Origin of the sequence: Arcticibacter svalbardensis MN12-7 (assembly GCF_000403135.1) — a bacterium.
Taxonomy (GTDB): Bacteria; Bacteroidota; Bacteroidia; order Sphingobacteriales; family Sphingobacteriaceae; genus Arcticibacter; species Arcticibacter svalbardensis.
In genome coordinates this window covers 25,325-46,508 of the sequence record NZ_AQPN01000001.1, presented here as the reverse complement: position 1 = coordinate 46,508, position 21,184 = coordinate 25,325, and the positions used below count along the sequence as shown (strand labels likewise).

Here is a 21,184-nt window from a genome sequence, read left to right as displayed (position 1 = left end):
ATTAGTTTCAAATCTTGCCGGAAGCTTAAACTCATTTTTACCAAACAAAGAAAAGACCTATTTACTGAATGAATTAATCGAAGTTATTCATTTTTCAGATTGATCTACGCCTTGGACCTTATCTAGGGGTCTTACCCATATATTGGCAATGCTTCAAATACGTAAATATTTAGGAATCTCCGCCAACATATTGCTCTTAAATGGGAATATAAAGAAAATGTAGCTAATCCCTTTTCTTGAAAGAAGTTAGTATAGAGTCCAACTGAAATCGAATACATATATGAGGTAAAGGCTATTTAATAAGAAACCCGCACAGAAAAGTTCTGCCCGGGATACCAAATGCAATAGAATATTGGACACCACTCTGCCTGACCTGATAATCATAGAGTTGTTGTCCTGCCAATCACATTTAATATATAAAAATATGAAAAAATCTCTATTTAGTAATAGAGTGAAGTGCTACTGTTATAAGTTTTTGAGGTCAAGTTTTGTGTTGCTTAATTTAATTTTTGCCTTTTGCTCACTGACTTCTGCAAATTCCTCTGATAGCTTTAAACTATTAAACAAGACGGTAACAATAAAACTGGATAACATATCTATAGCCCAGGCTCTGGAAAGAATCTCGGAGCAGGCTGCTGTAAGATTTTTTTGTCCCGATGAGATCATCGATAAGAACCTCCATTTAAATTATACGTTCAAAAATGAAAAATTATCTGCTGTTTTAGATCAGGTTCTGACTGATCAGAAAATGATTTATTCCATAAGAAATAACGTGGTCATAGTTCAAAGACAAATTGGAGCTTCGCCCAAATCGATTAAAAAGAATAATACAGTGAGTGGTATCGTAGTAGATACCAGTGGCATTACTTTGCCAGGAGTATCTGTAATTCTAAAAAGTAATCGCAGTATTGGTACTACAACCGACGTAAACGGCCGTTTTATATTAGAAGTTCCCGATGAGGCTACTCTGGTGTTTACTTATATGGGCTTTCGTTCCCGGGAAGTTAAAACATCAAAAGCACAAAATAACTTAACAGTGATTCTTCATGAAGCCAATTCTTTTTTGGAAGAAGTTACTGTGGTGGGTTATGGAACGCAAAAGAAAATCAGCTTGGTTGGAGCACAATCGAGCGTAAACGTCAAAGATCTTAAACTCCCCGTATCTAACCTAACAAATTCCCTTGGTGGAAGGGTTGCAGGTCTTGTTTCTGTTCAACGAAGTGGTGAACTAGGTTTTAATGACGCGCAGATTTATATCCGGGGCATATCGACCTTTACCAGTAGCTTAAGTGCTCCTTTGACGCTGGTTGATGGCGTACCCCGCGAGATTTCAAACATTGATCCCGAAGATATTGAGAGCTTTTCGGTACTGAAAGATGCCTCTGCAACCGCTGTGTACGGGGTAAGAGGAGCAAATGGTGTTATTCTGATTACTACTAAGGGTGGTAAACCGGGAAAAGCGGTCTATAATATCCGGTATAATGAAGGAATTACGCGCTTTACCACCCTTCCCAAACTTGCTGATGGAATCACCTATATGCAAATGGCCAATGAAGCCATTACAACCCGTGGCGGCGTCCCAGTCTACTCGGATGAAGTGATCGAAAAAACACGGAGCAGGGAGGATCCTTACCTGTATCCGAATGTAAACTGGATGGATGAGCTATTCAATAAATCAGGGAAAGTGCGGAATGTGAATTCCAATATCAGTGGAGGTACAGAAAATGCTACCTTTTACGTTGGCTTAGGCTACTATGATGAGGTCGGTTTATACAAGACGGACGCCATCAAGAATTACGACCCCTCTACCTCGTTGAAAAGATATAACGTTTCATCTAATTTAACTATAAAGCCAGGAAAAAGTACCGAGATCAAACTGGGTATACAGGGGTATTTAAACAATGTAAACCTTCCCTTTGAATCCATCAACAATATTTTTGCAGATGCCTACTTTATGACACCCGTGACGATGCCTTTACAATATCCGGATGGGAAAATAGCGGATATCAGAAGTGGCAGCATAAGTAATCCCTGGGCAAGTCTAACCCAGGCTGGATATGCCAATCAATGGCGTAGCCAGGTGATGTCAAATCTGCGTCTTACGCAGCAGTTGCCCTTTATCACAAAGGGCCTATCTGCTAGCGCGATGTTTTCCTTTGACGCTTATAACTATACCAGCAACAGGTATGGCAAGTTACCAGATACTTATCTGGCTCTGGGTCGTGACGTCGATGGTAATCTCCTCTATGATCAGACAGCTATTGGTACTGAATTCCTGGCTTACACAAAATCAAACGTAGGGAGTCGTACCGTTTATAGCGAGGCTTCTTTGAATTATAATCGTGATTTTGGGAAACACAGCGTAAGCGGATTATTGCTCTACAATCAAAGTGATAAGATCGACACCTATGCCACATCTCTTGAAAATTCATTGCCTTACCGTTTTCGTGGAATAGCCGGACGAGCTACCTATGGTTATGCCAATAAATATTTTGTAGATGCCAATTTCGGATTAAATGGGTCTGAAAACTTTCTTCCTGATAAGCGATATGGTTTTTTTCCTTCTGGAGGTGTAGCATGGGTTTTATCTGAAGAAGGATTTTTTGAGCCCTTAAAAGCTGCAGTACAGCTTCTTAAATTCCGCTTTTCTTACGGTAAAGTGGGTAACAGCCTTATTGATGGTAGGCGCTTCGCTTATATCTCCACTATTTCTGCACCAGGTGGATACAGTTACGGTATTGATATGAAAAATACATATGCTGGAAAGGAATTTGGTGAATACGCAGTAGATGTGCAATGGGAGACCTCAAAAAAGACCAATTTAGGCTTGGATGTCCACACATTAAAAGATAAACTAAGTATACAGGCAGATTTCTATAAGGAGTATAGAAGCGGCATCTTTTTAAGGCGCAAGTCATTGCCTATTTATGCGGGCATGATCAATGCGCCTTTCGCTAACATTGGGGTGATCGACAATCGTGGACTGGATGCTTCTGTCAACTATAATAACCAGTTTGGCAAGTTCAGCCTTCAGCTACTTGGAACCTTTACCTACAACAAGAATAAGGTAATTGAAAACGATGATCCCGCATGGAAATACCCCTGGTTAGAACGAAAAGGCCGTCCGGTTAGTCAGCGTTTCGGCTATGAAGCCGTTGGCTTGTTTGCAAGTGATGACGAGGTAGCTAACTCACCAAGGCAAACCGGAGATACCCGTGCAGGAGATATCAAGTACAGGGATGTCAATGCCGACGGTAAAATAGATTCCTATGATCAGGTTCCATTGGGCTACGGTAACGTTCCGAGGATGACCTACGGGTTTGGTTTTACTGTAGGGTATAAAAACTTATCCTTATCGACTCTTTTCCAGGGTGCAGCTCAAGTGGATTACCTGATATCAGGCGAAGCCGCTTTACCTTTTCAACAAGGCTTAAGCCGAGGAAACCTGATGGATAATATTGCAGACCGATGGACGATTGAAAATCCGAATCCCAATGCCTTTTATCCCCGTCTTGGCTCAGGTTCAATCAATGATAACTTCGCTGCCAGTAGCTGGTGGGTAAAGAAGGCAGATTACCTGCGGTTAAAAACCCTGCAGCTAAGCTATAGCCTTCCCAAAAGCTGGACCGGAAGTGTCGGAATCAAGTCAGCAAATATATTTTTACAAGGTGTGAATCTGGTCACGTTCAGTTCATTCAAGCTATGGGATGTGGAGCTCGATAATGGTCGGGGTGATAAGTATCCAAATACGGCATCCTACACGGCTGGTCTTGCTATTAATTTTTAAACCGGAATTTAGACATGAAGAATTTAATCAAATTACATAAACTACTGGTCATTTTATTGGGCATCAGCACCATTACCATATTGAATGCCTGTAAAAAAGACTTTTTAGACCAGGTACCAGATGACCGCATTACCATCGATCAGGTCTTTCAGCGACAAAAGTACTCAGAGGAATACCTGGCCAACATCTATAACTACATCCCCAATGAGGCCTATCGTAATACGACAATTTGGGATGGTGCATCAGATGATGCAGACGTTACCTACGACAGACCGGGGAGTGGTTATGACAGCTACCCGATCAACCTGGGCAACTGGAATGCGGCATCAAACTTTTATAATAAATGGACAGCCAATTATCGCGGAATCCGATCTGCAACTTATTTCATTCAGCACATTGGAGCGAATGCGGAATTACTTGCCCTGTCTAACGGACAGGAGCGCATCAACCAGTATATAGCAGAGGCCAGAGCTTTAAGAGCCATCCTGTACTACAATTTAGTCAGGCAGTATGGTCCGGTAATTCTGGTAGGTGACGAAGTGATTTCGGGAGATATTGAGCCATCCGCAGAAGAAGCCAATAAACCACGAAGTTCATTTGATGAATGCATTAGCTATATCGTTTCTGAGCTAGACATTGCAGCCCTTGACCTGAAGAAAAATTATACAGATCAAATTACGACTGACTATGGCAGGATGACCCAGGCTGTTTGTTATGCTTACCAGAGCAAAGCTTTATTACTTGCTGCAAGTCCCCAGTTTAATGGGAATATGGACTATAGCAATTTTAAAAATGGTGATGGAAAAGCCCTGATCAGTACTCAGTATGATGCAAATAAATGGAAACTGGCAGCAGATGCCGCAAAGCGGATCATCACTGATTTTAATTTTGCCCTGTTTCGTAAAAATAATGCCTCCGGTGTCTTTGACCCCTATTTATCAACCCGTGATGTGTTTTTAGTTCCCTGGAACTCAGAGGTTGTTTTTGCTAGAGTATCCAATAACTTAAGTTCATGGGAGCGCTCAGTGGCCCCACGGGTGGTGAGCGGTTACGGAGCCGTTGCTGTCACCCAGCAGCTGGTGGATGAATTTGAGACAGGGACAGGAAAGCGTATTAATGAAACGGGGACCGATTATGTGGAAACAGGATTTTCTACCTTGGCAACCAAATATACCACCGTAGGAACCTATAACATGTATGTGAACCGTGAACCCCGTTTTTATGTAAACGTAAGTTATAACGGTAGTCAATGGTTAAATACAAGTGAAGGAATAAAAATTGTGGAAACGTTCTTTAGTGGTAATACCGGCAAGAAGGGCTCTGATGATTATCCCAGGACGGGTTACATTGCCCGTAAAAATGTTGACCCAAACAGCAATACCCGGACCTCTGTATATGTGGCCAGGCCTTTTGTCATGATCCGCTATGCGGAAATCCTGCTCAATTATATTGAAGCCTTGAATGAATATGATCCAGGCAATCCCGATATCTTAAACTATCTCAATCAGATTCGAAATCGTGCTGGTGTACCTAATGTACAGGCAGGATTGGGTCAAAGCGAAATGAGAGAAAAAATTCGTCATGAACGCCGCGTAGAACTCTGCCTGGAAGGGCTGCGATATACAGATACAAGGCGTTGGAAGATTGCTGAACAAACAGATGGGGGGCCGTTTTATGGAATGAATGTGAACACAGGTACTAAACTAGCCGATGAAGTTTTTTACCAGCGTACGATGTACGAGCGGAGGGTATTCCTGAAACATTATTACCTGTTTCCCATCCCTCAGGAAGAGCTGGACAGAGATAGGAATTTGGTTCAGAATCCGGGTTGGTAAATCACACAAACAACTAATTGCTCATGATGCCTTCATTCCATTTAAATAACAAATTAGTATAATGAAAGACGTAGTTAATTATAAAATAATAGGCTTCTTGATCTGCATCAGCTTTGCTTTGGGATGTGGAAAAGCCAATATTGACCTGTTACAAGGAAGCCAGGACAAATATTCTTCTGTTTATATGCCACAAGCAGTAAATAGCCCTGCAGTACACCAATTCCGTTTCTCTAATACAACAGACTCTATTTTTTATGGCGCAAACTTTGGAGGCCCTGGAGTCCTTTCAACAGATGTACAAGTGAGTTTTGAAGAAGATGCAACTCTGGTGTCGAAATTTAATGAAACGAACTTTACTAATTATAAGGTCATGCCTGAGGGAAGTTTTGCCTTCGAACAAAATAACGCAGTGATCTCGAAAGATAAAAAAAGTACAGATCCATTGCGGATAAGTATTTTTACCGACAAGTTGGATGGTGTTGGAGGATACTTGCTCCCGGTTACGGTTAAAACTGAGGGCCCTATAACCGTAAGTGAATCCTTAAAAACGACCTACTATCTCATAAGTGCCACCTATGCCACAAATCCGTATGTCCCGTTTGAAAATGCGAATTGGAAAATCGTATCCCTTTCATCCGAAGAAAAAACAGGAGAAGGCGTGGCAAACGGTCGTGCGATCTATGCATTTGATAAAAATGGAGCTACTTTTTGGAGTACTGAATGGAAGGCAGCAAAACCAGGGCCCCCTCATATTATTACAGTGGATATGCAGGAAGAAAAGAAGCTGAGGGGATTCATCATTACCGGACGTAAGGAAACAACCGGCCTTGTAAAAGCCACAGGAAACCCAAGGGATATCATCATTCAAACAAGTCAGGACGGCATAACCTGGACCTACAGCCAATCTTATGCTTTAGCCAATGTGCTGGAGAATACTATTTATCTTAACTACGCACAAAACGCAAGGTTTTTCAGAATTACAGTTAATGCAAGTCAGGGAGATACTTATCTAACACACATAGCGGAATTAAGTGCCTTTTAACATCCTGCTGGTAGGAAAGGGTTTTATCCAATGTAGCCTGCTGCCATCAGTTCTAATTTTAAGTCAAATTTTAGGTAGAAATACGATTTTAATACATGTTAAATGGAAACATCAATTACGAACAGGCAATTATCTAGCAGCCTGATTTTATCTTTCTTATTGTTAACAGCAACTGCAAAAAAAACGGAAGCACAGACGGAAATAATGGCACTTAAATTTAAAAGCGCTAAAGAGTTTCAGTTGTTTTTTAAACATACCGGAGAAAATATACCTGTGATCAGTGGCCACCGCGGCGGAACTACTACTGGCTACCCTGAAAACTGTATCGCTACGTTTGAAAACACGCTTAAATATACTCCTGCCTTTTTTGAAATTGATCCAAGACTAACCAAGGACAGCATTGCCGTTTTAATGCATGATGAAACCCTGGACCGAACAACTACCGGTAAAGGAAAGGTTTCAGATTATACTCTTGCTGAATTGCAAAAATTCAGCTTGAAGGATCCCCAGGGAAATGTTACAGCATATAAAATTCCAACGCTTGATCAGGTAATACGATGGAGCAAAGGAAAGACGATATTAAATCTTGATCACAAAGATGTTCCACCTGAAATGATAGTTAAGATTATAAAAGAGTGTAACAATAACTTCATCATGCTTACAGTACATAATCCGACAGAGGCCAGTTTTTACTATCATAACAACCCCAGGCATATGCTATCCGCATTTGTGTTGTCAAAAGATGCTTTTTATTCGTATGAAAAAGCAGGAGTTCCATGGCAAAACTTGATTGCTTACATAGGTGCCACTAATAAACCTGGTAATAAGGAACTGATGGATCTGCTTCATCAAAAAAAGGTCATGTGCATGATTTCAGCTGCACCTTCGTATGATAAATTAAATAATCCTGCCGAGCGGGCCCTGCATTATCGTGAAACGTTTGCAATGGGTGCTGATATTCTGGAATCAGATCTGCCAATTGAAGTAGCTGCTGCTTTAAAACCAATTCTGCCTAAGTCTGGGATTCAACGAAAGTTCTTGAGGAAAGTTAAGTTGGAATGATACACTGTTATTTCAATTTGAATTTTAACGTTTTTCTCTCTGATCAGGATAGAAGAGCCAGTAATTCTAAAACTCAGATCAATTAAAAAAAAGAAATGAAAAAGATAAATATGAATACATCAGAAATACAGGTTGGGGTAGTAGGACTGGGATTAATGGGATGCAGCATAACAGCATGTTTGATCATGGCCGGACATAATGTAATAGCAGTTGCGCCCATAAGCAGTGATTTAAATCATGCCAGGCAACGCATTGAAAAGCATCTTATGCGTTCTTTCGAAGATGGAATTACCCTAATTGATACCGGAACTCTATTGAAGTTGCTGACTATCACTGAACGATTTGAGGATCTTAAGGATTGCGGTCTGGTCATTGAGAGTACGATTGAAAATCTTGAAATTAAGAAAGCTGTATATGGAAAAATAGAATCATTTATCACTCCAGATTGTATACTGGTAAGTAATACATCAGCTATTCCAATAAGTTTACTTCAAAAGTTAACCCTGTATCCGGAGCGCTTTTTAGGGCTGCACTGGGCGGAACCCTCACATACAACACGATTTCTTGAAATCATATGTGGGGACCTCAGTGCGATTGAATTTGCCGAATACCTATATAAACTGTCCCATATCTGGGGCAAAGAACCCATTCTTGTGCGTAAAGATATTCGCGGATTTATTACCAACCGGCTAATGTATGCGATGTACCGCGAAGCTTTTTATTTAGTTGAAAATGGCTATGCCACTATTGAAGATGTAGACCGGTCCTGTCGTAACAATGCAGGATACTTCATGACAATGGTAGGAATATTTCGCTGGATGGATCTTACCGGAGTAGCCGCTTATCATAACGTGATGAAGGATCTTTTTCCTGATTTAAATAACTCGACTGAAGTGCCTAAACTTATAGATGATATAGTGAAAAATGGGGGAAAAGGAATTGCTAATCAAAAAGGATTCTATGAATATACAGAAGAAGAAGCAAAGCTATGGGAAGAAACTTTTACAGATTTCACCTATGAAATCCGGAAACTAGCGTTGAAATATCCTGCGGATATCATTGAAAAGAAAAAACTGCAGCAGCTTAAATCGAATCATAAATAGCTAATTGAACGATGAACAATAACCTTATAATGGATGCCCATCTTGACTTGGCCATGAATGCACTGGAGTGGAATCGTGATTTAAAGCAACCTGTTTCGAAAATTCGCGAACGTGAAAATGGATTAACAGATAAACTGGATCGTGCCAAAGGGCTTGTGTCGTTACCTGAATTGAGAAAAGGCAATATCGGACTTGTCGTGGCTACTCAAATTGCACGTGTTGTTGATCAGCATAGTTCATTACCCGGCTGGAACTCACCGGAACAGGCATGGGCTCAAAGTCAGGGGCAACTTGCATGGTACAAAGCGATGGAAGACCAAAATGAAATGATACTGATTACTGACATGTTATCTCTGAAAAATCATATAGCACTCTGGGAAAATGCAAACATAGCTGCCGAAGATAAACCCGTGGGCTATATTTTAAGTTTAGAAGGGGCTGATTCCTTAATAGACCTTTCCTATCTGGAGAAGGCTTATGTGAATGGCTTGAGGGCACTTGGGCCAGCTCATTATGGCCCTGGAAGATATGCAAATGGTACCGGTATGACCGGTCCTTTAAAGAGTCTGGGGATTCAATTGCTAAAAGAGATGGATCATTTAAATATGATACTGGATGTTACACATCTAACTGACGAAGCTTTCTGGCAGGCCCTAAGTGTCTTTAAAGGAACGATATGGGCAAGCCACCACAATTGCCGTTCGCTGGTTGATCATCAGCGGCAGTTAAATGATGACCAAATCAAAGCATTAATCGAGCGGGGAGCCGTAATTGGAGGCTCCTTAGATGTTTGGATGCTCACCAATAACTGGAAAAGAGGGGTATCTGACCCTATTAAAAATGGTGTCCCTTTGGAAAGTATAATTGATCATTTTGATCATATCTGCCAGATTGCCGGTAACAGTGACCATGTTGCAATAGGAAGTGATCTGGATGGAATGTATGGAAAAGAACAAGCTCCCTACGATTTAGAAACCATTGCTGATGTTCAAAGTCTAAATAAGCTGCTTGCAATCCGGGGATATCAATCCGATGATATTCAAAAAATCCTACATGGAAACTGGCTCCGTATTATTAGCAATAACTGGCATAAAAATTAAAAGTATTTCTATGAAAAATTTAAATAAATACAGAAATCCGGTTACACTGGATATTATTCAGGTTGTTTCTGAAATTAAGCGAATTCTTATAGCATCCAGTATTTTTATGGTTGGTTTTGCCGGATTGGCAAATGCACAGGATAATAATCCAAGTTTAGGAATTATTCCAGCACCAGTTTTGCTTAAAAAATCAATAGGTACATTTATGCTGAGTCAACAAACTACCCTGCTTGCCGATTCGGTTATGAATAAAGCAGTGGTTTTTTTTCAGGATTATTTACTGAATAAAGGAATGCTTAAGATCAAACTTAAACCAAATTCAGGTCTGATTCCTGCAAACAGCATAGTGCTTACCTCACAGGGCGCTGATAAGCTGCCACCTGATGGGTATATACTATTGATAACCCCACAAAAAATAACAATTACGGGTAGGGGTGCGGGTCTTTTTTACGGGATACAATCTTTAATACAGCTCATGCCTGGGGGCAAAGCGGGAGCTGCTTCACTTCCATGCGTCGAAATTGAAGACTATCCACGTTTTAAATACCGGGGTTTAATGCTAGACGTTTGCCGTCATTTCTTTTCAGTTGAATTCGTAAAACGTTATATCGATCTGATGGCTGCTTATAAGGTCAATAATTTTCACTGGCATTTGACGGATGATCAGGGATGGCGTATCGAAATAAAAAAGTATCCCAAATTAACTCAGGTGAGCAGTTTGCGGGCACAAACCGTCATCGGTGATTTTCATGACCGTACACCACAGCAATATGATAATACGCCATACGGTGGATTTTATACGCAGGATCAGATCCGTGAGGTAGTAAAATATGCCTCCGCACGTTATGTTAATATTATTCCTGAAATTGAAATGCCAGGCCATTCTGAAGCTGTTTTTGCGGCTTATCCCGAGTTAAGCTGCAACCCTTCTCTGACTACTTATAAAGTCGCCGAAACCTGGGGGATTTTTCATAATATATATTGCCCATCTGAACAAACATTTGACTTTTTGCAAAATGTTTTAACGGAGGTCATGGATCTTTTTCCAGGTAAGTATATCCATATTGGTGGCGATGAAGCACCAAAAGATGCATGGAAAAAATCTGAATTTTGTCAGAAACTAATAAAAAAATTGGGGCTGAAAGATGAAGAAGAATTACAAAGCTATTTTATCCAACGGATTGAAAAATTTGTGAATTCAAAAGGCCGCAACATTATTGGATGGGATGAAATACTGGAAGGTGGTCTCTCGCCGAATGCAACAGTAATGAGCTGGCGCGGAGAAGCCGGTGGTATAGCTGCAGCCAGACAGAATCATCATGTTATTATGACTCCCGGAAGCGCTGGGTTATATATCGATCAGCTACAAGGTAAACAAAATATTGAGCCTTTAAATAATGGCGGCAATGCCCCGCTTGATAAAATATACAGGTATAACCCCATCCCTGCAGAATTAACGTCCGATCAGCAAAAATACATACAAGGCGTTCAGGCCAACCTGTGGGCAGAATATATCGCCACCGAAAAAAAAGCAGAGTATATGATATTGCCTAGAATGCTTGCCCTTTCTGAGGTAGGATGGACCTCTTTGTCGAACAAGAACTTTGCCGACTTTACTAATACTCGCCTCCCTTCACATCTTGCATGGTTGGATAAAAACAATTTCAATTACAGAGTACCAGCAGCTATTGGTTCACAGGATACTATTGTGTTTGGTTCCCAGTTAAATGTAAACTTAACGAGCCCGGTTAACGGGGCAAAAATCTATTTTACCATAGATGGTTATCCTCCCAGAGAGACTGACATGGAGTATACTGTTCCAATGCATTACAATGTGCCAGCAGGCCAGTATCGTGAACTAAAAACAATTGTAATCACGCCTTCGGGAAAAAGAAGCCAGGTCACCCATACTGTCATGTACAATCAGTTACCTTTTGAAGCTATAAATTACAATGGGACTTCCAAAGGCCTGAAATATCGGTTATATACAGGTGGATTTACCAGTACAAACCAGCTGAAAGACGAAGCCGTAATTGACAGTGGCGTTTCCCTTAGCTTCAACACTTCGGCATTCAAAAATAATATGAAAGGCTTCGGGTTACTATTTAACGGCTTTATTCACATTGATGCAGATGATGTTTATGGTTTTTCAACAAGCTCCGCAAATGGATCTGTCTTGCTGATTGACAACCAGCCAGTGGTTGATAATGATGGTAAACATGGCTTATTTGATCAGGGCGGAGCGGTACCTTTAAAAAAGGGCTATCACAAGATCACAATAAAATATTTCGACGCCACGAGCTCTGGTAATCTGAAAGTGTTTATCAGTGCTACTGGTAAACCTAAAAGTGAAATTAACCCTGCAATGTTGTTTTATTGATCTGTTATTAATACAGCAATGAATATGCTATATTATATCATCGAATCCTTTCTTTTTTACTCGTATGTCGGTGAAATGAGAAATTTTAAAATTTGCCTTCAAATACAAAGGAATAAGTGCATATAATATATTCAACATTTTGTCCATTATTTCTACACGCTTTACTATACTGAAAATGATTATGATTCGGCTACATCAAAAATTTTACTTTCTTTTACTCACAATTTTAATTAGTGCTGTAAATGCCTTTCCACAGACGGGGAAGCAGGTAAATAATGAAAAGGAAATTTTAACACCAAAACCCAAACCTCAGCCCCGTATCAATGGACCCTTAGTTTATGGTAGCCGTCCGGGACACCCCTTTTTGTACCGTATACCATGTCAGGGTGAACGTCCGATTCAGTTTTTGGTAAAAAATCTTCCAGCGGGATTAAAACTGGATCCCTCTACTGGGATCATAACCGGTGTCACTCCTTTAAAAGGGGACTATGATCTCTTGATTTTTGCGGCTAATTCCAAGGGTAAAAGTACTAGAAAATTGAAGATAATTGCTGGCGATAAATTAGCGCTCACTCCTCCTATGGGCTGGAGCCCCTGGTATGTCCATTTTAACCGGATCACCGATAAACTGATACGGGAAGCTGCTGATAACATGATTAGCAGCGGAATGGCAGATGTTGGATATCAATATATAAATGTTGACGATTGCTGGATGAATGCTACAGAAACCAACCCGTATATGCAGGATTCAACGCGGGTCGGTCCGATACGAAAAAACAACGGGGACATTATTCCCAATATTCACTTTCCGGATATGCTGGCCATGACTCAGTATATCCATTCGTTAGGTCTTAAAGCTGGAATCTACAGCACGCCCGGACCCACAACCTGTACCGTAATGACTGGGTCGTGGAATCATGAAGAACAGGATGCTGCTCAATATGCAGCTTGGGGATTTGATTTTCTTAAATATGACTGGTGCTCTTATAATAAGGTTGTCGGTCAAAAGCCTTCACTGGAACAGATGAAAAAACCTTTTGAGCTAATGGGTAATGCACTAAGCCATCAGTCCCGGGATATAGTATATAATCTTTGCCAATATGGTATGGGAAACGTGTGGGAGTGGGGGACCGAAGTGAGTGGAAATAGTTGGCGGACAGGATCAGATCTTGGCTTTGAATTGAATAGTTTTTTTTCTGTGGCACTCAAAAATGCTGAACATGGAGAGTGGTCTAAGCCTGGTGCATGGAATGATCCAGATTACCTACAGATTGGATCGTTTGGGTCTCAGATCGGAACTACATTTACGCTGCCTAAACCCAGTTTGTTGAGCGGGAATCAGCAATATTCTTATATGTCATTGTGGACACTAATGGCCGCACCGCTTTTCTTTAGTGGGGATATGACAAAGCTTGATGAATTTACGCTCAATGTGCTTTGTAATCCAGAAGTGATAGACGTCAATCTGGATCCTTTGGGAAAATGCGGATCCGTTATCAAAAAATCGGACAGCTGTTTTTTGATGGTAAAAAAACTGGTCGATGGTTCAACGGCTGTTGGCTTATTTAATCAGGGTGGGCAAGCCGCTGAAGTAAGTGTTGATTGGTCAGAATTGAAAATTTCAGGGAAATATGCGGTCCGGGATATATGGCGGCAAAAAAGACTTGGTATGTTTAAGGAAAAGTTTACCGTTCCAGTTCCGGCTCAAGGAGTGGTGATGGTAAAAATTAGTAAACCTTAAGGAGCTGGCACTCGGGTTTTGCAAGTATCCCGAAATCAAATCTGAAACAGAAGGTTTTTTACTCCAGTTATACTGGTAGCGTAAAAGACTAAATACGCTGATTCAATTCTAAAAAGACGAAGACAATCTGGACAATTCAGATAAGCGTAACATTTACTCCCATATATTTTAATTAGAAGAGTATAGCTCAGGGTCAATTTGTAAGTGGAGTAATCATATAAATGAAAATAGGTAGGGGTTTATGTTAAGAGGTAAGATGAAAAGAGACGATAACTGGTATCATATAAAAAATGTAGAAGAGATTGATACTCCTGCGTTGATCATTTATCATGAGCGATTGATTCACAATATTGATGTTTTAAAGGGACTTGTTCCTGCCACTGATCTCTTGCGCCCTCATGTAAAAACACATAAATCCATTGACGTGACTAGGTTAATGATTGAGCATGGTATAAATAAATTCAAGTGTGCAACAATTGCTGAAGCGGAAATGCTAGGAATGTGTAAGGCGAAAGATGTTTTAATGGCCTATCAACCCACAAAAGTTAAATTGGAACGATTGATCGCACTCATTAAAACATATCCGGCTACTTTATTTTCTTGTCTGATTGATAATATGGAAACCTGCCGTATGATATCAAGCGTTGCCGATGAAAATGCAATCATCATCCCAATATTTATTGACCTGAATGTGGGCATGAACAGAACTGGTGTATCTCCTGGCGATGCTCTTGGATTGTTTTGTCAGTTGCAGAAAATGGCAGGGATTAAATTTATGGGCCTTCATGCTTATGATGGACATATCAAAGATAAAAACCTGCTTGATCGTATTATTCACTGTGAGAACGATTTTAAGCCAGTAGAAGTACTTCGGAGAGCAATCGAAACTTTGGGCTTTCCCTATCCCTTGCTGGTTGCTGGAGGATCACCAACATTTGCTATTCATGCCATAAATAAGAATACAGAATGTAGTCCGGGCACGTTTGTTTTTTGGGATAAAGGGTATCATGATAATATCCCGGAGCAACATTTTTTGTTTGCTGCCCTGGTTTTAACCAGAGTGGTTTCGTTGCCAGGACATAACAAGCTGTGTATCGATCTTGGATATAAATCTATATCATGTGAGAACGACTTGCAAAATCGGGTTTTCTTTATAAACGCACCTGAACTGAGGCCTTATAGTCAAAGTGAAGAACATATGGTTATTCAATCAGAAGACGTCCACAATTATAAGGTTGGGGATTTACTTTATGCTTTACCCATACATATTTGTCCAACTGTTGCCTTATATGATCATGCCCTTATCAATATAAACGGAGCGCTTAAAGAAAAATGGGGTATAACTTCAAGAGGCAGGAAAATAAGCATTTAAATGGGTGCTTATAGTGCGTTGTATGATGATGCTTTTTTGAAAATATTATCATGTACATAAGATTAATTCTGCACTGAACACCACTGGAAACCTGATTTTGGAAATTTGTGACGGAATCGGTTTTAACTCTCCAATGAATAGGTGTTATTTAACAATAGCTTATATGAAAATGAAAAATACAGTAAAGAGGCGAGATTTTCTCCAGCTCATATCTGCAGCATCTCTTCTGGCTGCTACGGGCTCACCATTATTGTCAGTGGCCTCAAAGCGGGAAAGAGTGATGACCAGGAACTTGTCGTTCTTATCAAAACCATATCTGCAAAACCCGGAGCCAACTGCAATCAGTGTATTCTGGTTAACGGATCAGCCCTGTTACAGCTGGATTGAGGTCAGTGCGTTAAATGAGAAACCTGTAAAGATTCATCCTGTCACCAGGGGGTTAGTGGAAGCAAATAATCGTATCCATAAAGTAAGAATTAAAAATTTAAAGCCTTCAACAAAGTATACCTATAAGGTGTTTTCCAAAGAAATCGTATTATATGAACCATATAAACTGATTTACGGAAAGACAATTGAAAGTGATTCGTATGAATTTACTACAATGTCAGCCAAGGCAGATAAGGTGTCTTTGCTGATTTTAAATGACATTCATGACCACCCTGAATCATTTCCCCTTTTAATTAAATTAAATGGTGATCAACCTTTTGATTTTGTGTTCTTAAATGGTGATATGTTCGATTATCAAAAAGATGAAGATCAGTTAGTCGAACACCTGCTTGATCCTTGTGCCGAAATATTTTCGACTAGTAAACCATTTCTTTTTATTAGGGGAAACCATGAAACAAGAGGCGTGTTTTCAAGGAATCTATCTGATTATTTTGAGAATATAAATAAAGGGAACTATTTTTCCTTTACACAAGGCCCCGTACATTTTATTGCACTTGATTCTGGAGAGGATAAGGAGGACGATAATCATGAGTATTCCGGACTCGCCGAATTTGACCAGTATCGTGAAGAGCAGGCCATATGGCTTGAGTCACAACTCAAAAGTACTGCTTATAAAAAGGCGAAGTTTAAGGTGGTATTCATGCATATTCCTCATTATCACTCAGGGGAGTGGCATGGAACCTTGCACTGCAGAAAACTATTCGGCCCTTTATTCAATAAATATAAAATTGATCTGCTGATTTCCGGTCATACCCACCGATACGGTGTTCATGAACCACAGGCCGGCCACAATTTTCCTATCATTATTGGGGGAGGGCCCAATCCATCTGAACGTACTCTTATGCGGCTCAGCGCAGATCAAAAAATGATGAATATAGTAATGACCCGGGATACCGGGGAAATTGTTGGTTCATATTCAATCAATAAGCAAGGGTCAGGTAATCTTCAATAAATTTTTAATGCAGATTAGCTACACATCTAGTTTTATGAAACGTTAATTGTTGTTCAACGTAATTTAGTGATAAATGTATCAGTACCGGATCATTCATATAATTTTGGCAATATAATCAACTAATTATGCAACCCTTTAAATGTTATCTGATCGTTTTTTTTGTGTCGTTTATCGGTAAAGTGAACGCACAAGACCGTAAACAAAACAGTTCGATAATTGAGGCTTCCCGCGCAGTAATTGAAAGAAATTTCGGATCCAGGATCGCCGCAGCAATACATCTGGAAATATTAACAAACACCACAAGATCCAATCCTGTATATGAAACTATAAATGATCGACTTTTTATCCGGGGAAATACTGCTATAAGCATCACCAAAGGCTTTTATGATTACCTTAAAGAAACCAATCAGGGCATGGTTACCTGGAGTGGTAAAAATGCACATATCCAATCTCCATGGATAGCTGCAAAAAAAAAGAAAGTAGTTTCTCCATATCAATACCATTACTATTTTAATGTAGTTATACATGGATATACTACACCATACTGGGATTTTTCGCGATGGCAACAGGAATTGGATTGGATGGCATTACATGGCATGGACATGCCCCTAATAAATGGCGCTTATGAGGCGATCCTTATTCGAGTATTCAAAAAGCTAGGGCTAAGTGAGGCTGCCATTGATGGTTTTTTTACGGGTCCGGCATATCATCCTTGGAACAGAATGGGAAATATTACAGGTTGGGATAACCATGTACCATCTTCTTATTATGAAAAGCAAGTAAAATTAACGCATTTAGTTATGGCTCGGATGAATGAGCTGGAAATGCATCCGATCATTCCTGCATTTGCCGGTTTCGTGCCTAAAGAGATAACTGAAGTATTCCCACAGGCAAAAATAAAAGAAATAATATGGGGAGGATTTAAAGATTTAAAACCCAACCTAGGTCATATTCTTTTACCCAATAATGAACTATTTACCAGGATTGGTAAGATGTATATTCAAGAATGGGAAAAAGAATTTGGGAAAGGAAAGTACTATTTGGCGGATAGCTTTAATGAAATGGACGTTCCTGAAGCCTCTAATGAAAAACAACAGCTTGAGCAATTATCAGACTATGGAAGTGTGGTATATAAGTCTATCATGGCAGCTAATGCTGATGCAGTTTGGGTAATGCAGGGCTGGACCTTTCCTTTTCATAAAGGAGCTGATGGTAAATTATTCTGGACTGAAAAAAGACTTGGAATGTTAGTTGAAAAAGTACCCGATGATAAAATTTTATTTCTGGATCTGGCAAATGAATATAACAGAGATTCGTGGAAGATTGCTCCTTCATGGAAGACCTACCATGGCTTTTTTAATAAAGCATGGATTTATTCATTTATACCTAATATGGGCGGGAAAACGCCATGGAACGGTATTCTGAAAACATATGCCGAGGCTCCTGCTGAAGCTTTGCAATATAAGAACAAAGGTAATTTAATAGGATTCGGATTTGCGCCTGAAGGTATTGAAAATAATGAGATTTTATATGAACTACTCACCGATGTTGGTTGGCGGGAGCAGAAAATAGACATAAACGTATGGATAAGTAACTATTGTAAGCAGCGTTATGGAGCTTATCCTAAGGCGATGCAGGATGCTTATAATTGTTTTTTAGCCTCTTGCTATGGTACTTTTGATCCACATCCCAGGTTTCGTTATCAGATTAGTGCAACTGGGCAGCAGGATGGTAGTGTCAACGTAAGTGATGCCTTTTTTACTGGTGTTAAACAATTTTTATCATGCGCAAACCAAATGTCAGGGTCTGAATTGTATAAAAACGATGCTATAGAACTAACTTCACAATTCTTAAGCTTAAAAGCAGATAGCCTAATAAAAACAGCCGTTTCAGACAAAAAAAATATTCAAGATACTGAACTCAATAAAGCATTTAATTTATTGATTATAGCAGATCGGCTATTGTTATCTCATCCAAATCATAAATTAGAAGTTTGGATAAATCTTGCAAAAGCTTGGGGAGATACACCGCAAGAGCGGAAATATTATGCCAGTGATGCCAAACGACTGATCACTACTTGGGGAGGTACCATTGATGATTATTCTGCCCGAATGTGGGCCGGACTAATTAGTGATTATTACGTTGAAAGGATGAAATACCAATATCAAAAACAGCCAAATAAGAAAAAATTGACAATTCCTGAATGGGAAGAAAAATGGATCAACGAGGACTTTAAACAAACTAAAAGACCCTTTGATCACCCCTTAAAGGTTGCTCGGCAGGAAGTCGCGAAATTCTAACTTATACCCTATAAGCTATTCTTTGTTTATCATCAAAAAGATTGAGCAGAAGAATTCATGTGATCCAGATTGGTATTGTGAATAATTGATGTCATCAGGTTCGTGCAAACTTAATTAACCTGTTTCAATAAACATATTTGCTTATAAGGTGTTCACGTTCTTTTTTAGAATAGCTATATATTCTATCGATGATCAAAATAAAATGGTCCTTGGATATCATCCAATCTGCTTCTTTTTCGCAAGTAAACAGATGGATCATTTTCTGCCACCCAGTGATCATTCAACCAAACATAACTTGCCCGAGTCATACCCTGGCTTTCTTCATCGGTAAGAAACATCAACATCGAGTCTCCGTTAATGGCCCAATTACCCCGTAGGTGTAAATCTTCAAAGCATATATCGTCTTTGATTGTGATTGCAGCCCATGATACATACAGGTCAGGTCTGAGTTCAAATACTTCAACCTGAGAGGAGTAGAACGGATCCTCTTTGATATAGATGCCCGAATGAGCCAGAATAAGGGGATTAGGATACATACGATAATATTAAGTAGACATATAGCTAAAATAAAACAGCCTGAATCAAAAAAAATTGTGCTCTTATGTCCTTTTTTAATCTTGATTAATAATATAGTGCCTGGGTGCCAAGAAACGAATGAGAAGAGCTATATGCGTTTGTTCTTCATAAGTATTTATACATCAAATATTGCTAATATTAGGATGCAAAACAGGGCAGTAAAACAGGAGGATGTAAGGCATATAGTAATATGTGCCGGTTATTTATGTGTGAAAAGATTAACCTCTAATTCTGTAGCCTGGGATAATTACGGCATCCACTCTTGCAATACTGTGTGACATTCCTATAAAACGGCCAGTTTGGGCAGAACGAACTACCTGGGCTTCGGTCTTAGGCATAAGCGCGACCCTAACAGCCTTTGAAATAGCCTGTTTTTCATTAGTTGGTTTCTGAGAAGATCTGCTCATATTGTTCTATTATATTAACTAAATTCGATGCTTTCGCTTTGGGTATCATAAAGATAGCGCTATTTTCTTTATTACCAAAAACATCAAAGTGATGTATAAAGGTACGCCGTAAAACTTCAGTATAAACCTGGTAACGTTTGTTATTTGCATTTGTAGTTTCGCCCGGTAAGTTTGCAGCAAGAAATCCCCATACATTATTGCCCGTTTTACTATTTATTTCAAGCATAATATCTAGTATTGTTCCACCAATAACACCAAATGAATTCTGTTTGGTCAGCATCCGATATCGCAAGTCTTGTATATCGTATAAGGAATTGAACCTCGGTGTTAAATTTAGCTTAGGATAATAATCCAGCGTCATCAATCCATGTTCATAGGTTTTGACCGATACGATATACTTGATGCAACATTTTGAGTTATGCCTGTAAAAGCTGTAAATATATTCCTGCAGGTAGCTTTCATTTTCAATAAACCGGTTTTTCCTGATCTGTACTAATTTATATTCTAATGACTGATCAAACATTTATCTTCAAATTGTATGTTCACATGTGCAGCAAATAGTCGAAACGGATAAGTTCAAATTTAGGGATTTAGCAATAGAACTCTAAATGAAAATTAAAGGAAGATTACAATAGAATAGTAACCAGGTAGTCCGCTACTGACAAAAAATAAATCCTAATGGTTAAATAATATATTTGTTTAATCATCCATAATGAAGCATAAAAAAGATGAATTACAAAATATCATTATTGGAAATGGACAGGATGGACACACTAGCCAACTCAAAAAGACCATTGTGTCCTTAGGGGTAATGAGAATGCAGGTTAAAAACATAAAAGACAAGAGTCTTAAATTGAAGAAAAATACTTCTGATTGATTATTTGATAATGGTGGATCTTATGTTTTCTTGTGACACTGGTTTCTTAATGCAGTTGGAGTAAAGGACTTCAATGTTTTGTTATCCTTAAAAATATCCGAAGAAGAAACGGAAATCCGTATATAACCATATAGAAATGAACCAATAATTATCATAATAAACGGAAAATTGCACAATAAACCAGACAAGTTTATTATGCAATT

General features: G+C 39.4%; 15 protein-coding genes. 12 read left to right on the top strand and 3 right to left on the bottom strand.

Annotation, left to right across the window (positions count from 1 at the left end; translation table 11 throughout):
• Window positions 1-424: 424 nt before the first annotated feature.
• From ADIARSV_RS00205 to ADIARSV_RS00155, 11 genes are all read left to right on the top strand, one after another.
• Window positions 425-3,787 (top strand): SusC/RagA family TonB-linked outer membrane protein, encoded by a 3,363-nt coding sequence (locus ADIARSV_RS00205; protein ID WP_235048334.1) that lies wholly within the window; start codon window positions 425-427, stop codon window positions 3,785-3,787.
• Between the two features lie 14 nt (window positions 3,788-3,801).
• Complete coding sequence (locus ADIARSV_RS00200) at window positions 3,802-5,622, top strand: RagB/SusD family nutrient uptake outer membrane protein (RefSeq protein ID WP_016193304.1); 1,821 nt, start codon at window positions 3,802-3,804, stop codon at window positions 5,620-5,622.
• 61 nt (window positions 5,623-5,683) lie between these two features.
• Window positions 5,684-6,664, top strand: a complete 981-nt coding sequence (locus ADIARSV_RS00195; protein ID WP_016193303.1) for a BT_3987 domain-containing protein — start codon at window positions 5,684-5,686, stop codon at window positions 6,662-6,664.
• 102 nt (window positions 6,665-6,766) lie between these two features.
• On the top strand, window positions 6,767-7,726 hold the full coding sequence (locus ADIARSV_RS00190; protein ID WP_016193302.1) for a glycerophosphodiester phosphodiesterase family protein: 960 nt from the start codon (window positions 6,767-6,769) through the stop codon (window positions 7,724-7,726).
• 95 nt (window positions 7,727-7,821) lie between these two features.
• Entirely contained in the window at window positions 7,822-8,829 is a 1,008-nt protein-coding gene (locus tag ADIARSV_RS00185) for a 3-hydroxyacyl-CoA dehydrogenase family protein (protein WP_016193301.1), read from the top strand.
• A gap of 11 nt (window positions 8,830-8,840) precedes the next feature.
• Window positions 8,841-9,929 carry a dipeptidase gene (locus ADIARSV_RS00180; protein WP_152439720.1) on the top strand — a complete coding sequence of 363 codons (1,089 nt, stop codon included), beginning with the start codon at window positions 8,841-8,843 and terminating at the stop codon, window positions 9,927-9,929.
• A 10-nt stretch (window positions 9,930-9,939) separates the two neighbouring features.
• Window positions 9,940-12,309 (top strand): family 20 glycosylhydrolase, encoded by a 2,370-nt coding sequence (locus ADIARSV_RS00175; RefSeq protein ID WP_016193299.1) that lies wholly within the window; start codon window positions 9,940-9,942, stop codon window positions 12,307-12,309.
• A 181-nt stretch (window positions 12,310-12,490) separates the two neighbouring features.
• Complete coding sequence (locus ADIARSV_RS00170; protein ID WP_152439719.1) at window positions 12,491-14,050, top strand: putative Ig domain-containing protein; 1,560 nt, start codon at window positions 12,491-12,493, stop codon at window positions 14,048-14,050.
• 256 nt (window positions 14,051-14,306) lie between these two features.
• Complete coding sequence (locus ADIARSV_RS00165; protein WP_016193297.1) at window positions 14,307-15,422, top strand: D-TA family PLP-dependent enzyme; 1,116 nt, start codon at window positions 14,307-14,309, stop codon at window positions 15,420-15,422.
• A 169-nt stretch (window positions 15,423-15,591) separates the two neighbouring features.
• On the top strand, window positions 15,592-16,821 hold the full coding sequence (locus ADIARSV_RS00160) for a purple acid phosphatase family protein (RefSeq protein ID WP_040298550.1): 1,230 nt from the start codon (window positions 15,592-15,594) through the stop codon (window positions 16,819-16,821).
• 125 nt (window positions 16,822-16,946) lie between these two features.
• The gene (locus ADIARSV_RS00155; protein ID WP_016193295.1) at window positions 16,947-19,121 is read left to right on the top strand and encodes an alpha-N-acetylglucosaminidase; all 2,175 of its coding nucleotides are present in this window, start codon (window positions 16,947-16,949) and stop codon (window positions 19,119-19,121) included.
• A gap of 182 nt (window positions 19,122-19,303) precedes the next feature.
• Here the strand turns inward: ADIARSV_RS00155 and ADIARSV_RS00150 are convergent, their stop codons facing one another.
• From ADIARSV_RS00150 to ADIARSV_RS00145, 3 genes are all read right to left on the bottom strand, one after another.
• Window positions 19,304-19,657, bottom strand: a complete 354-nt coding sequence (locus tag ADIARSV_RS00150) for a hypothetical protein (protein WP_016193294.1) — start codon at window positions 19,655-19,657, stop codon at window positions 19,304-19,306.
• 258 nt (window positions 19,658-19,915) lie between these two features.
• Complete coding sequence (locus tag ADIARSV_RS21375) at window positions 19,916-20,104, bottom strand: hypothetical protein (RefSeq protein WP_152439718.1); 189 nt, start codon at window positions 20,102-20,104, stop codon at window positions 19,916-19,918.
• The gene (locus ADIARSV_RS00145) at window positions 20,076-20,627 is read right to left on the bottom strand and encodes a hypothetical protein (protein ID WP_016193292.1); all 552 of its coding nucleotides are present in this window, start codon (window positions 20,625-20,627) and stop codon (window positions 20,076-20,078) included. Before ADIARSV_RS00145 ends, ADIARSV_RS21375 begins: the two co-directional genes overlap by 29 nt.
• Before the next feature lie 189 nt (window positions 20,628-20,816).
• On the opposite strand from ADIARSV_RS00145, the gene ADIARSV_RS21710 reads away from it, so the two are divergent.
• Entirely contained in the window at window positions 20,817-20,981 is a 165-nt protein-coding gene (locus ADIARSV_RS21710) for a hypothetical protein (RefSeq protein ID WP_016193291.1), read from the top strand.
• Window positions 20,982-21,184 lie beyond the last annotated feature (203 nt).

Excerpts from the sequence above, each read along its gene's own strand:
- ADIARSV_RS00205 (WP_235048334.1), top strand. The coding sequence starts at position 425 with ATGAAAAAATCTCTATTTAGTAATAGAGTGAAGTGCTACTGTTATAAG.
- ADIARSV_RS00200 (WP_016193304.1), top strand. The coding sequence starts at position 3,802 with ATGAAGAATTTAATCAAATTACATAAACTACTGGTCATTTTATTGGGC.
- ADIARSV_RS00195 (WP_016193303.1), top strand. The coding sequence starts at position 5,684 with ATGAAAGACGTAGTTAATTATAAAATAATAGGCTTCTTGATCTGCATC.
- ADIARSV_RS00190 (WP_016193302.1), top strand. The coding sequence starts at position 6,767 with ATGGAAACATCAATTACGAACAGGCAATTATCTAGCAGCCTGATTTTA.
- ADIARSV_RS00185 (WP_016193301.1), top strand. The coding sequence starts at position 7,822 with ATGAAAAAGATAAATATGAATACATCAGAAATACAGGTTGGGGTAGTA.
- ADIARSV_RS00180 (WP_152439720.1), top strand. The coding sequence starts at position 8,841 with ATGAACAATAACCTTATAATGGATGCCCATCTTGACTTGGCCATGAAT.
- ADIARSV_RS00175 (WP_016193299.1), top strand. The coding sequence starts at position 9,940 with ATGAAAAATTTAAATAAATACAGAAATCCGGTTACACTGGATATTATT.
- ADIARSV_RS00170 (WP_152439719.1), top strand. The coding sequence starts at position 12,491 with ATGATTCGGCTACATCAAAAATTTTACTTTCTTTTACTCACAATTTTA.
- ADIARSV_RS00165 (WP_016193297.1), top strand. The coding sequence starts at position 14,307 with ATGAAAAGAGACGATAACTGGTATCATATAAAAAATGTAGAAGAGATT.
- ADIARSV_RS00160 (WP_040298550.1), top strand. The coding sequence starts at position 15,592 with ATGAAAAATACAGTAAAGAGGCGAGATTTTCTCCAGCTCATATCTGCA.
- ADIARSV_RS00155 (WP_016193295.1), top strand. The coding sequence starts at position 16,947 with ATGCAACCCTTTAAATGTTATCTGATCGTTTTTTTTGTGTCGTTTATC.
- ADIARSV_RS00150 (WP_016193294.1), bottom strand. The coding sequence starts at position 19,657 with ATGTATCCTAATCCCCTTATTCTGGCTCATTCGGGCATCTATATCAAA.
- ADIARSV_RS21375 (WP_152439718.1), bottom strand. The coding sequence starts at position 20,104 with ATGAGCAGATCTTCTCAGAAACCAACTAATGAAAAACAGGCTATTTCA.
- ADIARSV_RS00145 (WP_016193292.1), bottom strand. The coding sequence starts at position 20,627 with ATGTTTGATCAGTCATTAGAATATAAATTAGTACAGATCAGGAAAAAC.
- ADIARSV_RS21710 (WP_016193291.1), top strand. The coding sequence starts at position 20,817 with ATGAAGCATAAAAAAGATGAATTACAAAATATCATTATTGGAAATGGA.